General features: G+C 73.1%; 15 protein-coding genes. 5 read left to right on the top strand and 10 right to left on the bottom strand.

The features are described 5' to 3' along the window. Nucleotides 1-53: 53 nt before the first annotated feature. Together VIM19_15505 and VIM19_15500 are read left to right on the top strand one after the other, a co-directional pair. The gene (locus VIM19_15505) at nucleotides 54-428 is read left to right on the top strand and encodes a DUF6703 family protein (protein HEY5186266.1); all 375 of its coding nucleotides are present in this window, start codon (nucleotides 54-56) and stop codon (nucleotides 426-428) included. A gap of 62 nt (nucleotides 429-490) precedes the next feature. Further along, a complete protein-coding gene (locus VIM19_15500; GenBank protein ID HEY5186265.1) occupies nucleotides 491-907 on the top strand; it encodes a Fur family transcriptional regulator in 417 nt (138 codons plus the stop codon). Here VIM19_15500 and VIM19_15495 read toward each other — a convergent pair. Beyond that, entirely contained in the window at nucleotides 904-1,686 is a 783-nt protein-coding gene (locus VIM19_15495) for an isoprenyl transferase (protein ID HEY5186264.1), read from the bottom strand. The genes VIM19_15500 and VIM19_15495 overlap by 4 nt on opposite strands. Before the next feature lie 29 nt (nucleotides 1,687-1,715). Continuing rightward, on the bottom strand, nucleotides 1,716-2,447 hold the full coding sequence (recO, locus tag VIM19_15490) for a DNA repair protein RecO (protein HEY5186263.1): 732 nt from the start codon (nucleotides 2,445-2,447) through the stop codon (nucleotides 1,716-1,718). Nucleotides 2,448-2,497: 50 nt separating this feature from the next. On the opposite strand from recO, the gene VIM19_15485 reads away from it, so the two are divergent. Then, the gene (locus VIM19_15485; GenBank protein ID HEY5186262.1) at nucleotides 2,498-3,340 is read left to right on the top strand and encodes a GNAT family N-acetyltransferase; all 843 of its coding nucleotides are present in this window, start codon (nucleotides 2,498-2,500) and stop codon (nucleotides 3,338-3,340) included. Here the strand turns inward: VIM19_15485 and leuA are convergent. The 8 genes from leuA to VIM19_15445 form a co-directional block, all read right to left on the bottom strand. Continuing rightward, complete coding sequence (gene leuA / locus VIM19_15480) at nucleotides 3,337-5,013, bottom strand: 2-isopropylmalate synthase (protein HEY5186261.1); 1,677 nt, start codon at nucleotides 5,011-5,013, stop codon at nucleotides 3,337-3,339. The genes VIM19_15485 and leuA overlap by 4 nt on opposite strands. 306 nt (nucleotides 5,014-5,319) lie before the next feature. After that, a complete protein-coding gene (locus VIM19_15475) occupies nucleotides 5,320-7,620 on the bottom strand; it encodes a S8 family serine peptidase (protein ID HEY5186260.1) in 2,301 nt (766 codons plus the stop codon). Nucleotides 7,621-7,729: 109 nt separating this feature from the next. Continuing rightward, on the bottom strand, nucleotides 7,730-8,629 hold the full coding sequence (era, locus tag VIM19_15470) for a GTPase Era (protein HEY5186259.1): 900 nt from the start codon (nucleotides 8,627-8,629) through the stop codon (nucleotides 7,730-7,732). A gap of 103 nt (nucleotides 8,630-8,732) precedes the next feature. After that, on the bottom strand, nucleotides 8,733-9,092 hold the full coding sequence (locus VIM19_15465) for a cytidine deaminase (GenBank protein ID HEY5186258.1): 360 nt from the start codon (nucleotides 9,090-9,092) through the stop codon (nucleotides 8,733-8,735). Beyond that, nucleotides 9,085-10,425: a hemolysin family protein gene (locus VIM19_15460; GenBank protein HEY5186257.1), complete on the bottom strand. Its 1,341-nt coding sequence runs from the start codon at nucleotides 10,423-10,425 to the stop codon at nucleotides 9,085-9,087. Before VIM19_15460 ends, VIM19_15465 begins: the two co-directional genes overlap by 8 nt. Next, on the bottom strand, nucleotides 10,422-10,883 hold the full coding sequence (ybeY, locus tag VIM19_15455; protein HEY5186256.1) for an rRNA maturation RNase YbeY: 462 nt from the start codon (nucleotides 10,881-10,883) through the stop codon (nucleotides 10,422-10,424). The genes VIM19_15460 and ybeY overlap by 4 nt, the downstream gene beginning before the upstream one ends. Continuing rightward, nucleotides 10,880-11,890 (bottom strand): PhoH family protein, encoded by a 1,011-nt coding sequence (locus tag VIM19_15450; protein HEY5186255.1) that lies wholly within the window; start codon nucleotides 11,888-11,890, stop codon nucleotides 10,880-10,882. The genes ybeY and VIM19_15450 overlap by 4 nt, the downstream gene beginning before the upstream one ends. A gap of 111 nt (nucleotides 11,891-12,001) precedes the next feature. Then, entirely contained in the window at nucleotides 12,002-12,358 is a 357-nt protein-coding gene (locus VIM19_15445) for a histidine triad nucleotide-binding protein (protein HEY5186254.1), read from the bottom strand. Nucleotides 12,359-12,471: 113 nt separating this feature from the next. Here VIM19_15445 and VIM19_15440 point away from each other — a divergent pair, with 113 nt between their 5' ends. Then, nucleotides 12,472-12,978, top strand: coding sequence for a SigE family RNA polymerase sigma factor (locus VIM19_15440; GenBank protein ID HEY5186253.1), 507 nt, complete (start codon nucleotides 12,472-12,474; stop codon nucleotides 12,976-12,978). Further along, nucleotides 12,975-13,928, top strand: a complete 954-nt coding sequence (locus VIM19_15435) for a Gmad2 immunoglobulin-like domain-containing protein (protein ID HEY5186252.1) — start codon at nucleotides 12,975-12,977, stop codon at nucleotides 13,926-13,928. The genes VIM19_15440 and VIM19_15435 overlap by 4 nt, the downstream gene beginning before the upstream one ends. Nucleotides 13,929-14,075 lie beyond the last annotated feature (147 nt).

Raw genomic sequence — 14,075 nt, 5'->3', positions numbered from 1 at the left:
TTTGGATGCGACTATGGATGCGCCCCATCGTCCCACCCCCGAAGGAGTCCGACGTGCCAGGCAAGGACGGCCCGCCGACCCCGAACCGACGCAGCGGCAACCCCGCGGCACGGGCCCAGGCCAACAACGCCCCCCGCCACCCGTCGCCCGGCCGCCGCACGCTGGAGCAGCGCAGCCGGCCCTGGCTGGTCCGGCTGAACGCGGTCCCGCGCCCGCTGCTCATGCTCGTCGTGACCGCGGTGATGGCGCTCGGCCTGTTCGTCCACGGCCCGGTGGGCGGCATCCTGCTGCTGCTGCTCGGGCTGTTCCTGGGCTGGCTGCTGGCACTGTCCTGGCCGGCCATCCAGCCGGTGCAGCGCGGGGTGCGGATGTTCGTCACCGCCCTCGTCCTGGTCTGGGGCGTCGGGAAGATGTTCGGCCGCTTCTAGCCGCTGGGCCGTCCGACTCAGCTATCCGATTCGAACGACGCGAGGCGGGAGAGGAGCAGTTCATGGCTGAGCAGAACCCGGCGCTGCGCCAAACCCGGCAGCGAGCGGCCGTGTCCGCCGTCCTCGCCCAGGTCGACGACTTCCGCACCGCGCAGGAGCTGCACGACCTGCTGCGCCAGCGCGGGGAGTCGGTGGGCCTGACCACCGTGTACCGCACGCTGCAGGCGCTCGCAGACGCCGCACAGGTCGACGTGCTGCGCACCGACGACGGTGAGGCTGCGTACCGCCGGTGCAGCGCCCGGCACCACCACCACCTGGTTTGCCGCCGGTGCGGCCGCACGGTCGAGGTCGAGCAGCCGGCGCTGGAGCGGTGGGCCGCCCAGGTCGCCGCCGAGCACGGGTTCACCGAGATCACGCACACCCTGGAGATCTTCGGCGTCTGCCCGGACTGCGCCGCCACCGCCGACCGGACGGACTAGGGCAGGTTCGGCAGCGCGCCACCGTAGCGCCGCTCCCGCTCGGCGTAGGTCAGCACTGCCTGCCACAGGTGCCGGCGGTCAAAGTCCGGCCACAGCACGTCGGGGAAGACCAGCTCGGCGTACGCGGACTGCCACAGCAGGAAGTTGGAGATCCGCTGCTCCCCCGAGCTGCGCACGAACAGGTCGACGTCGGGCATGTCCGGCTCGTCGAGGTAGCGGGCGAACACCTTCGAGTCGATCTTGTCGGGGTCGACCCGGCCCGCTCGCACGTCCTTGCTGAGCGCGGCAGCAGCGTCGGCAATCTCCGCGCGGCCGCCGTAGTTCACGCACATCGTCAAGGTGAGCACCGAGTTGTGCCGGGTCAGCTCCTCGGCGGCCTCGAGCTCGTCGATCACGCTCTTCCACAGCCGAGGGCGGCGCCCGGCCCAGCGCACCCGTACCCCCATGGCGTTCATCTCGTCCCGCCGCCGACGGATGACGTCCCGGTTGAACCCCATGAGGAACCGGACCTCGTCCGGCGAGCGCCGCCAGTTCTCGGTGGAGAAGGCGTACGCCGACAGCCATTTCACGCCGACCTCGATGGCCCCCTCGACGACGTCGAACAGCGCCGCCTCGCCCGCCTCGTGGCCGGCCGTGCGGGGCAGCCCCCGCTGCTTGGCCCAGCGTCCGTTTCCGTCCATGACGACGGCGACGTGCCGTGGCACCGCCTTCGCGGGCAGGTCGGGGGGGCGAGCGCCGCTGGGGTGCGGTACCGGCGGACGGACCCGAGAACGCGCCACTCTCCGACCCTAGCGGCCCCGACAAGTCATCAGGTGCGCTCGACCAGGGGGAGGGAGCGCAGGCCGCGCTCGAGGTGCCACTGCAGGTAGGCAGCGACCAGGCCACTGGCCTCGCGCCGGTGCCGGGTCTCCGCGACGTCCGCGACCGGCCAGCTGCCCGCGAGCAGGGCGCCCAGCAGCACGAGGGTCTCGGCGGACGGGCTGGCCGTCCCCGGCGTCCGGCACTCGGAGCACACGACCCCGCCGCCGGAGACCGAGAACGACCGGTGCGGCCCCTCTGCGCCGCAGTGCGCGCAGGCCTCCAGGGACGGCGCATAGCCAGCCACCGACAGGGACCGCAGCAGGTAGGAGTCGAGGACGAGCCCCGGGTCGTGCTCGCCCGCGGCCAGCGAGCGCAGCCCACCGATGAGCAGCAGGTACTGCTGGACCGCTGGCTCCCGCTCCTCGGCGGTCATCCGCTCCGCGGTCTCCAGCATCACGGTCCCGGTGGTGTAGCGGGCGTAGTCCGCGGCCAGCCCCGCGCCGTACCCGGCGAGGGTCTCGACCTGGGTGACGATGTCCAGCGAGCGGCCGGCGTAGAACTGGACGTCGACCCGGTTGAACGGCTCGAGCCGCGAGCCGAACTTCGACCGAGTGCGGCGCACCCCCTTGGCCACGGCCCGGACCCGGCCGTGCTCGCGGGTCAACAGGGTGATGATCCGGTCAGCCTCACCGAGCTTCTGGGTGCGAAGCACGACACCCTCGTCCCGATAGAGGTTCACCTGGCCCATTGTGCGCCAGTCTGTCTGCCGGGTCTGACAGGCTGGGTCCCGTGACCGAGGCGCCGACGGCGGAGCTGCTCGCGCACCTCGAGGCGTACTACGACCTGGTCCCCCGGGCGACCGCGGATCCTGAGCAGATCGGCCCGTTCACCCTGTTCGTGGCGCGGAGCGGCTGGCCCTGCTACGCCCGGCCGACGCTCGGCGGCACCGGCGTGTTCACGGCCGACGACGTGGCCGCGGTCCGGACCCGGCAGCACCAGCTGGGGGTCCCGGAGAGCTTCGAGTGGGTGGCCGAGACCTCACCGGGGGTCGCTGACGCCGTGCGCGCCGGCGGCCTCGTCGTCCACGAGCACCCGCTGCTCGTGCTCGTGCGACCGCCGCTCCTCGTCCCGCCGCCTCCCCGCACCCACGTCCGCTTCGTCGGGGCCGACGACCCGATGGTGCCGGTCGCCCAGTCGGTCGCCGGCCTCGGCTTCGCGGCCTCCGGGACGCAGGTCGGGCCGGCCGGACCGGCCGAACGGGACGCGGCGCCGGCCACCCGGGCCCGGGAGCAGGTCGAGCACCTGCGTGCCCAGCTGCGGACCGGGACCACCGTAATGGCCGTGGTCGAGGACGACGTGCTGGGCGCGGTGGCCGTCGGCAGCCACAACCCGCGCGGCGACGTGAGCGAGGTCGTCGGCGTCGCCACCCTGCCAGCGGCGCGGCGGCGCGGTCTGGCCACCGCCCTGACGTCCGCGCTCGTCGAGCACGCGCTCGGTCACGGCGTGCAGACGGTGTTCCTCTCCGCCGGGGGCGTCGCGGTCGCCCGCGTCTACGAGCGGGTCGGCTTCCGCCAGGTGGGCACCGCCTGTATCGCCGAGCCGGACCAGCCCAGCCAGCCGGACCAGCTCTAGCGGGCGGCCACCCGGTTCACCGCGGATACCACGGCCTTGAGCGAGGCCGTGACGATGTTCGGGTCGATGCCGACGCCCCACACCACGGTGTCCCCGACCGCGCACTCGAGGTAGGCCGCCGCCTTGGCGTCGCCGCCCGCCGACAGCGCGTGCTCGGCGTAGTCCAGCACGCGGACGTCGTAGCCGACGCCAGACAGCGCGTCGACGAAGGCCGCGATCGGCCCGTTGCCGGTCCCCAGCAGCTCGTGCCGCTCGCCGTCGAGGTACACGCCCACCCGCAGGGCGTCCTTCTCCCCCGCGGCCGACGACGTGTGCACCGAGTTCAGCTTGAGCGGGCGCTCCGGCTCCAGGTACTCGGCAGCGAACACCCGGCCCATCTCATCGGCCGACACCTCGCCGCCCTCGGAGTCGGTACGGGCCTGGATCACCTGGCTGAACTCGATCTGCAGCCGCCGAGGCAGGTCCAGCTGGTGCTCGGACTTCATCAGGTAGGCCACGCCGCCCTTGCCGGACTGGCTGTTGACCCGGATCACTGCCTCGTAGCTGCGGCCGACGTCCTTGGGGTCGATCGGCAGGTACGGCACCGCCCAGACCAGGTCGTTGACGCCGACGCCGACGACCGCGGCGTCTCGGGCCATCGCCTCGAAGCCCTTCTTGATGGCGTCCTGGTGTGAGCCGGAGAACGCCGTGTACACCAGGTCGCCGCCATACGGGTGCCGCTCGTGCACCGGCAGCTGGTTGCAGTACTCGACGGTGCGCCGCACCTCGTCGATGTCGGAGAAGTCGATGGCCGGGTCGATGCCCTGCGCGAGCAGGTTCATGCCCAGCGACACCAGATCGACGTTGCCGGTGCGCTCGCCGTTGCCGAACAGGGTGCCCTCGATCCGGTCCGCGCCGGCCAGGAAGCCCAGCTCGGCCGCGGCCACCGCCGTCCCCCGGTCGTTGTGCGGGTGCAGCGAGAGCAGCACGGAGTCGCGGTAGGCCAGGTGCCGGGACATCCACTCGATCGAGTCGGCGTAGACGTTCGGCGTGGCCATCTCGACGGTCGCCGGCAGGTTGATGATCACCGGTCGGTCGGGAGTCGGCCGCCACACGTCGTTGACGGCGTTGCACACGTCGACGGCCAACGCCAGCTCGGTGCCGGTGTACGACTCCGGCGAGTACTCGAACCGGACGTCGGTTTCGGGCACCGTCTCGGCCAGCTTCTGGCACAGCTTGGCACCCTCGACGGCGATCGCGGTGATGCCCTCCTTGTCCAGCCCGAACACCACACGGCGCTGCAGGGTGGACGTGGAGTTGTACAGGTGCACGATCGCCTGCCGGGCGCCCCGGATGGCCTCGTAGGTGCGCTCGATCAGCTCGGCCCGGGCCTGGGTCAGCACCTGGATGGTGACGTCGGCCGGGATCAGGTCTTCCTCGATCAGCTGCCGGACGAAGTCGAAGTCGGTCTGCGAGGCGGACGGGAACCCGACCTCGATCTCCTTGTAGCCCATGCTCACCAGCAGATCGAACATCCGCCGCTTGCGGGCCGGGGTCATCGGGTCGATGAGCGCCTGGTTGCCGTCGCGCAGGTCCACCGAGCACCACAGCGGCGCCTTGCTCATCCGCTTGCCCGGCCAGGTGCGGTCCGGCAGGTCGACCGGGGTGAACGGCACGTACTTGCCGATCGGCATGCCGGACGACGCCTGCAGGTGACCGTGGACGGTCCGGGCGGGCTCCCCCGCCGCGGGTACCTCGCCCTGCGCCCCAGGTCGGTTGTGCACCAGCGGCGTCTCGGCGGCGGGATGGAAGTGCTGGGTGGTGCTGTCAGCGGTCTGCGGGTGAGAGGTCATCGGTTCCTCGCTGCTGGTGTCGGCCGGGCGAAAGGGCCGGGGGCACGACAACTCCGCGGCGAGGGGTCCGGCCTAGAGGGCCCCGCCGCGGCAGCTAAGGAGCAGCGATCCGCGCATGACCCGGACAGCGTACCCGATCAGGGCCGATCAGGGCGCAGCCGACGCCGGGAGGGCAGCGGCGGCGGCCAGCCAGGAGGCCGGCACCGCGGCGGCTCCGCCCATGGCGACGATGCGTCGGGGCTTCAGCCGGGCCAGGGCGTCGAGGATGTCCTGGGTCGGTCCGCTCCGCGGGACGAGCAGCACCGGGACCTGCTCCCCGCCGGCCAGCGCCGCCCCGACCAGCGCGTCGGAGAACGTGTCTCCGCTGGCCAGGTAGACGACCGGGCCGCCGGGTGAGAACTGCGCAGCGACCGCCGTGGCCGTGCCGTACCGGGACGACCCGGCCAGCCGGGTGACCGCGCTGCCGGACGTGGCGAACGGCTGGAGCTGGTCGAGCGTGGCCGGCTGGACGGCGCCCTCCCCGCCCAGGACGACGATCCGCTGCGGCTGCAGCCGGGTCAGCGCCTCGGCCGTGGGGGCCGGCACGCCGTCCTGGCCCACGAGCAGCACCGGGCCGGGGGTCCTGGCCGCGAGTGCGGCTCCGGACAGCGCGTCCGGGAATGCCGTCCCCGTGGCGAGGTAGGCGACGGGGGTGCTCGACGGGAACTGGGCCGCGACCAGGGCGGCGGTGGCGTAGCGGTCGGCGCCGCCCAGCCGGGTGACCTGGCCCAGGCCGGTGTACGGCTTGAGCGCCGCGAGGACCGTGTCCGAGACTGCGGACGTCCCGCCCAGGACCACGATCCGGCCCGGCCGCAGCCGCAGCAGAGCCGCGGCCGTGGCGGCGGGCACCGACCCGGACGTCACCAGCAGCACGGGAGCGTCCTGCCAACCGGCCAGCGCCGCCCCGGTCAGGGCGTCCGGGAAGTCCTGGCCGGTGGCGACGTAGACGGTGGGCAGCCCCGGCGGGTACTCCCCTGCGACGGCGGCGGCGGTGGCGTACCGGTCCGCTCCGGCGAGCCGGCTCACCGGCGTGCCCGGCCAGGCCACCGCCGCAGCCGCATCAACGATCCCGCCGGTGCGCACGAAAGAGGTGAGACCGGGCAGCGGGTCGACGGAGGCCAGCACCTGCTGCTTGACCTGTTCCGGCGTGTCGGTCGGATGCTCGCTCAAGACCAGGGCCGCGGTGCCGGTGACGAACGGGGCCGCCATCGACGTGCCGGACAGGTACCCGTAGCCGCTGGCCCCCACCAGCGGCACGGTGCTCAGGATCTGGTCACCCGGAGCGGCCAGGTCGACCGACCCCACGCCGTAGTTGGAGTACGCGGCCAGCTGCCCGGTGCGGTCGACGGCCGCCACCGAGATCAGGTTGGGCAGCGAGAACGCAGCCGGGTAGGAGGCCTGGGCCGGGTTGTCGTCGCTGACCCCGTCGTTGCCTGCGGCGGCGACGAACAGCATCCCGGACGAGGCGATCGCGTCGCGCAGGGCCGGGTCGGCGGCCTGCGAGTCGAGCGCGGCGCTGGCCCCCCAGCTGGCGTTGACGATCTTGGCACCCATGCGCTGGGCGTAGCCGATGGCCGCGATGGCGTCGGAGTCGTAGCCTCCGCTGGCCCCCAGGAACTTCACCGGTAGGAGGGTGACCCCGGGCGCGACCCCGGCCCCTCCGATGCCGTTGTCGGCAGTGGCCGCGATGATCCCGGCGACGTGCGTGCCGTGCTCGCCCCCATCCCCGGGGACGTACACCGCGCCGGTCCCGGTGAGCACGTTGCAGCCATGGACGTCGTCGACGCAGCCGTTGTGGTCGTCGTCGATGCCGTTGCCGGGGATCTCCTTGGGGTTCGTCCAGATCGAGCCCCGGAGGTCCGGGTGGGACATGTCCACGCCGTCGTCCAGCACGGCCACGATCACCCGCGCGCTGCCCTTGCCGGCGATCTGCCAGGCGTCCTGGGCGTGCACGTCGATCCCCCGCAGGCCGCCGGCCTGGCCGTCGATCGCCTGGCCGACGTTGTCCATCCCCCACTGCTGACCGAGCAGCGGGTCGGGCGCCGGACTGGCCAGCGTGCTGCGCCAGGCGTCCGGCACGGCATAGGCGACCCGGCTGTCCTTGCGCAGCGCCCCCGCGACGGCAGCGGCGTGGGCCCCCTTCGGGATGGTCGCGAGGACCGCCCCGGTCAGCGGCAGGGTCCGGTCCGCGGTGAGGCCCAGCCCGGCGAGCACCAACGCCCTGGCGGCCGTGCTCAGCCCGGGGCGCAGCTTGATGATCACCCGGGTGGGCTCGGGGGTCGTGGCGGCCGGTCCAGCAGTCGGGCCGGCCGGCTGGCCGTCGTGGGCCGACGCGGGGGCAGCGGGGAGGACGACGACCGCGGCGAGCAGACCGACCAAGGCAGTCAGCGCTGACCGTCGTCCTGGCATGAGGAATCTCCACGTACATCGCCCTCAGCGACCGTCGCGAGGCGCCTCCATTGAACCCCACCCGGCGGCCGGTCCCCACCTGGCCGTTCGGCCAGTGAACATCAGCCGCTCAGAAGCCGAGGCGGCGCAGCTGCTTGGGGTCCCGCTGCCAGTCCTTGGCAACCTTGACCCGCAGGTCGAGGAACACCGGGGTGCCGAGCAGCGCCTCGATCTGGTGGCGGGCCCGCGAGCCGACGTCCTTGAGCCGCTCGCCCCCACGACCGATGACGATCGCCTTCTGGCTGGGTCGCTCGACGAACAGCTCGACCCGCACGTCGAGCAGCGGCCGCTCGGCCGGGCGGCCCTCGCGCGGGGTCATCTCCTCGACGACCACGGCCACCGAGTGCGGCAGCTCGTCACGCACCCCTTCCAGCACCGCCTCGCGGACCAGCTCGGCCACCATGACCGCCTCGGGCTCGTCGGTCAGCTCACCGCCGGGGTAGAGCTCGGGGCCCTCCGGCAGCAGCCCGACGAGGAGGTCGGCGAGCAGGTCGACCTGGTCGTTGGCCACCGCCGAGACCGGCACAATCTCGGCGAACTCGCGCAGGTCGGCCACCCGCAGCAGCTGCTCGGCGAGCGCCTGGCGGCCCACCAGGTCGGTCTTGGTCACAATCGCGACGACGGGCGTGCGGGCGACGTTGCCCAGCTCGGCGGCGATGTAGCGGTCACCGGGGCCGACCTTCGCGTCCGCCGGGACGCAGAAGCCGATGACGTCGACCTCGCTCAGGGTGGCCAGGACCAGGGCGTTGAGCCGTTCGCCGAGCAGCGTGCGCGGCTTGTGGAAGCCAGGCGTGTCGACCAGCACAAGCTGGGCGTCCGGGCGGGTGACGATGCCGCGGACGGTGTGCCGGGTGGTCTGCGGCCGGTCCGAGGTGATCGCGACCTTGCGTCCGACGAGGGCGTTCGTCAGCGTCGACTTGCCGGCGTTGGGACGGCCGACGAAGCAGGCGAACCCGGAGCGATAGGTCATACCGCCGATTGTCCCTGACCAGCCACCGCCCGCGGACGTCCACACCGCCGCCGGAGGGCGCGCCCGGCGCTGAGCAGCACCAGCGTGGTCGCCTGCTGGGCGGTCACGTCCTGTCGGTGGCGCCGGGCGAGCCGTCGGGCGCGGCGTGGTGGACGAGGACACCCGGGCCGGCCAGGTCGCGGACGACGGTCAGGTCGGCCCGTGCCTCCTCGGGGGTGGACGGCGGCCCGACGACGGCGGCCGCCTCGAGCGACCCGGCGCCGCTGGACACCGCCGCGGCCACGGCGGCCTGCAGGGCGGTCAGTGCCAGAGACGGCAGCGCGACCGTGGTGGCGACATAGGTGCGGCCGGTGTCGTCCCGCACGGCGGCGCCCTGGGCCGCGCCGGTGCGGGCCCGGGCGCTGCGCGCGAGGGTGACCAGCTTGGCGTCCTCGGCGTCCCGGTCGGTGATGGGGTCAGGCATCGGCGGCATCGGCGGTCTCGGCGGTCGGCGTCGCGGCGTCCGGTGCCGCGGACGGGGGCTGGTCTCGGGCTGGGCGGTGCAGCAGCACCGTACCGATCCGGTTGCGGCGCCCCTGCTGCGACTCGGCCGTGAGGGTCCAGCCGTCGAGCCGGACCGACGAGCCAGGGATCGGCACCTTGCCCAGCCGGCGGGCCAGCAGCCCGCCCACGGTGTCGATGTCCTCGATCTCGTCCTCGTCCAGGACGACCGCGAAGCGCTCGGCGAAGTCCTCGAGGTTCATCCGGGCGCTGACCCGCACGTCGCCGTCCGGCAGCTCCTCGACCTCGGCCCGCGCCGAATCGTACTCGTCGGTGATCTCGCCGACGATCTCCTCGAGGATGTCCTCGATCGTCACCAGGCCGGCGGTACCGCCGTACTCGTCGACCACCACTGCGACGTGGATGCGCTGGGCCTGCATCTCCCGCAGCAGCTCGTCGACCGGCTTGCTGTCCGGCACGAAGGTGGCCGGCCGCAGGACCGACTCGACCCGCTCGGTGCTCTCGGCCGCGTGGTACTCGAAGACCCGGCGGGAGACGTCCTTGAGGTAGACGATGCCGCGGATGTCGTCCATGTTCTCGCCGACCACCGGGATCCGGGAGAAGCCGCTGCGCAGCGCGAGCGACTGAGCCTGGCGCAGGGTCTTGCCGGCCTCGATGACCACCATGTCCGGCCGGGGCACCATGACCTCGCGCACGAGCGTGTCGCCCAGCTCGAAGACCGAGTGGATCATCTCCCGCTCCTGGTCCTCGATCACCTCGTCGCGACCGGCCAGGTCGACCAGCTCACGCAGCTCGGCCTCGGAGGAGAACGGGCCCTCCCGGAAGCCGCGTCCCGGTGTGAGCGCGTTGCCCAGCAGGATCAGCCCCTGGGTGATCGGGGCCAGCACCACGGCCAGCAGGCCCACCGGCGCGGCCGCGACCCCGGCGACCCCCAGCGCGTGCTGACGGCCCAGGGTGCGCGGCGCCACCCCGAGCAGCACGAACGACACGAGCAGCATCACCACGGCGGACACGAGGACGGCCAGCCCACCCGGCTCGATCCGGTCCAGGGCGACCCGGGTGACGAGCACGACCGCCGTGATCTGCAGCCCGATCTGGCCGAACAGGGCGACGTTGACGTACCGCGCCCGGTCGGCGACCACCCGGTTGAGCCGGTCCACCCGGCCGCCGTGGGGCAGCTCGGCCACGGACGCCGCGGAGACCCGGGCGAACGCCGACTCGGCCGCGGCGAGCAGCGCGGCGAGCAGCACCAGGACGACGGCGAGGATGTCGGCGCGGATGTCGGCGGCACTCATGAGCGGCGCCGGGACCGCCAGCCGGTCAACAGGTCGCCCTGCAGCCCGAACATCTCCTGCTCCTCGTCCGGCTCGGCGTGGTCGTAGCCGAGCAGGTGCAAGATCCCGTGCGTGGTCAGCAGATCGAGCTCGTCGGCCGTCGAGTGGCCGGCGGCCTTGGCCTGCTGCCGGGCCACCTCGGGACACAGCACGACGTCGCCCAGCAGCCCCGGCTCGGGGACCGCCTCGTCGTCCCGCGGCGGCCGGAGCTCGTCCATCGGGAAGGACAGCACGTCGGTCGGCCCGGTCTCGTCCATCCACTGCACATGCAGCTGCTCCATGGCCGCCTCGTCGACGACCAGGATCGACAGCTCGGCCTGCGGGTGGATCCGCAGCCGGTCCAGCATGAACCGGGCCACCGCGGCCAACCGGTCCTCGTCGACCTCGGTTCCACTCTCGTTGGCGACCTCGATGCTCATCGGCGCCGCTGCGGCCCGGTCGCGGAGTCCGCGCCCTGGCGACCGCTGTCATAGACGCCGTACGCGTCGACGATCTCGCTGACCAGCCGGTGCCGGACGACGTCCGCGGAGGACAGCCGGCAGAACGCGACGTCGCTGATGTGATCGAGGATCTCCTGGACCTGGTTGAGCCCGCTGCTGGTGCCGCCGGGCAGGTCGGTCTGGGTGACGTCTCCGGTGACCACCATCTTCGAGCCGAACCCGAGCCGGGTGAGGAACATCTTCATCTGCTCGGCGGTGGTGTTCTGGGCCTCGTCCAGGATGATGAACGCGTCGTTGAGGCTGCGGCCGCGCATGTAGGCCAGCGGCGCCACCTCGATGGTCCCGGCGGCCATCAGCTGCGGGATCGAGTCGGGGTCGACCATGTCGTGCAGTGCGTCGTACAACGGCCGCAGGTAGGGGTCGATCTTCTCGAAGAGGGTGCCCGGCAGGAACCCCAGCCGCTCCCCCGCCTCGACCGCGGGACGGGTCAGGATGATCCGGTTGACCTGCTTGGACTGCAGCGCCTGCACCGCCTTGGCGACGGCCAGGTAGGTCTTGCCGGTGCCGGCCGGGCCTATCCCGAACACGATGGTGTTCTTGTCGATGGCGTCGACGTAGCGCTTCTGGTTCAACGACTTGGCCCGGATCGTGCGGCCGCGGCTGGACAGGATGTTGAAGGTGAGCACGTCCGCGGGGTGAGCGCCCTGCTCGGCCGTTCGCAGCATGGCCACCGACTGCTCCACGGCCTCCACGGTGAGCGGCTGCCCGGTACGGATCACGGCGACCAGCTCGTCGAGCACCCGCTCGACGAGGGCGACGTCCCCGGGCGGGCCGGTGAGGGTGACCTCGTTGCCCCGCACGTGGACGTCGGTGGACGGGAACGCGGCCTCCACGACGCGCAGGAACGCATCGCCCGAGCCGAGGAGACCCACCATGGAGATCTGGGCCGGAACGACGATGCGGTGCTCGGTCGGCTGCTCGGTCATAGGTCGGCCGCGGTCGGCCATTCGCCCTTCGGTGTCGGCTGCAGGTTGCACCTCCATGCTAGGCGCTGCGGGCTCCCGGAGGCAGTTCCGTCGTCTGCGGGGATCCGAGAGTCAGCCGGGGGGCCAGCCGAGCGGCCGGCCGCCGAGCACGTGGGCGTGCACGTGGAACACGGTCTGCCCGGCGCCCGCGCCGGTGTTGAGCACGATCCGGTAGCCGGCCCCCTCGACACCCTCCTGGGCGGCGACCGCTGCGGCGTCCGCGAGGAGGTGGCCGGCCAGCGGCGGGTCGGACCGGCCCACGCTGCCAGCGTCCCGGTGGTGGTCCAGCGGGATCACCAGGACGTGCGTGGGGGCCTGCGGGTCGATGTCCCGGATCGCGACGGTGTGCTCGGTGCGGCGAACCACCTCCGCCGGGATCTCCCCCGCGACGATCCGGCAGAACAGGCAGCTCGGGTCTGACTCGGCCATGCTGGCGACCCTACTCAGACGGCTCCCCCTGCGGGTCGGTCAACCGGACCGCACCCTCGCGCGTCGTAGGTTGCATGGCAGCGATCCCACTTGCGGTCCGGACGGAGGTGATTGTGGACGACGCGCGCGCGTGGACGGCCGACGAGGCGGTCACCGTGCTGTACGGGGCGCACTACCGGTCGCTCGTCCGCCTCGCCGGCCTGCTGCTGCGCGACCAGGCGGCCGCTGAGGAGACCGTGCAGGACGCCTTCGTCGGGATGTACCGGCGGTGGCGGTCGCTGCGCGACCCCGAGCGGGCCGCCGCCTACCTTCGGGCGGCGACGGTCAACGGGTGCCGCTCGGTGGTGCGACGGCGGGGCACCGCGCACCGGGCGGCGCCGCTGCTGGCCGTGGCCGAGGACGGCCCGGACCTGGCCGTCGGGGTGGTCGAGCGCCGCGCGGTGCTCGACGGCCTGGCCGGCCTGCCCGAGCGCCAGCGTGAGGTGCTGGTGCTGCGCTACTACGGCGACCTGTCCGAGGCGCAGATCGCCGAGGCCCTGGGCATCAGCCCGGGGGCCGTGAAGACCCACGCCGCCCGGGGCCTGGCCTCGCTGCGGCCCGTGCTGGAGCGGACCCCATGACCGACATCGACGACACCAGCGGTAACCGGCTGCGCCGGGTGCTGCGCGAGGAGGCGGCCACCATGACCCCATCCGACGAAGGCCTCGAGCGGATCCGGGAGAAGGCCGCTGAGGAGCCGTCCGCCGCGCGGCGGTGGGCGCCGCTGGTCGCGGCGGCGGCCGTGCTGCTCGCGGTGGGCGCGGCCCTGCTGTTCTGGCCGCGCGGCGGCACCGACCAGACCGCCGCCCCGGTGGCCACGGCCACTGCAGGGTCGTCGGCGTCCACCTCGCCGTCCGGCAGCACCGAGCCGTCGGTCGCCGCGCGCGCCGTCGCGGCGTACTTCGTGGGCACCAGCGAGGGCCGCAGCCGGCTGTACCGCGAGTTCGCGCGGAGCACGGTCGCCGACCCGGTCCAGGCCGCGGTGAACACGATGCTGAGCACGCCAGCCGACCCGGACTACAGCACCCCGTGGCCGGCCGGGACGACGGCGACCGTGCAGCGGTCCGGCTCCGCCGTCCAGGTGTCGCTGTCGGCCGACCCGAGCGGCCAGGGCGACCTCGCCGTCCAGCAGGTGGTCTACACGGTGACCGGCGCGGACACGGCGGTCACCACGGTGACCGTGGAGACCCCGGCGGCCACCTACCCGAACCAGGTGCGCGCGCCCGGCGTCGACGTCATCGCGCCGGTCTGGCTGCTCAGCCCGGCCCAGGGCGCCACGGTCACGTCCCCGGTCAAGCTGTCCGGCACCGCCGCGGTGTACGAGGCGACCGTCAACTGGGACATCCTGGCTGCGGACGGCACCGTGGTGAAGCAGGGCTACGCGACGGCGACGGTCGGGGCACCGGACCGCGGCGACTGGTCGGCGTCGGTCGTGCTCACGCCGGGGTCGTACGAGGCACGGGCCTACATGCTGTCGCCGCAGGACGGCCGGATGCAGTGGATCGACAGCAAGACCTTCACCGTGAAGTAGCCCCCCTCCCGCATGAAGGGTCCCTTCTGCGCGCATGGCCGCAGAAACCGCACCTTCATGACGGTGGTGCGGTAGCGGCCGGTCAGCGCCAGCGGGGGGTGGCGGCGAGCAGGACGGCGGCCGCCACGGTGCCGGCCGTGGACGTGC

It is taken from the genome of Actinomycetes bacterium (genome assembly GCA_036510875.1).
GTDB lineage: Bacteria > Actinomycetota > Actinomycetes > Prado026 > Prado026 > DATCDE01.
Note: the sequence above shows the minus strand (reverse complement) of the source record. Positions and strands in the feature narration are given on the sequence as shown.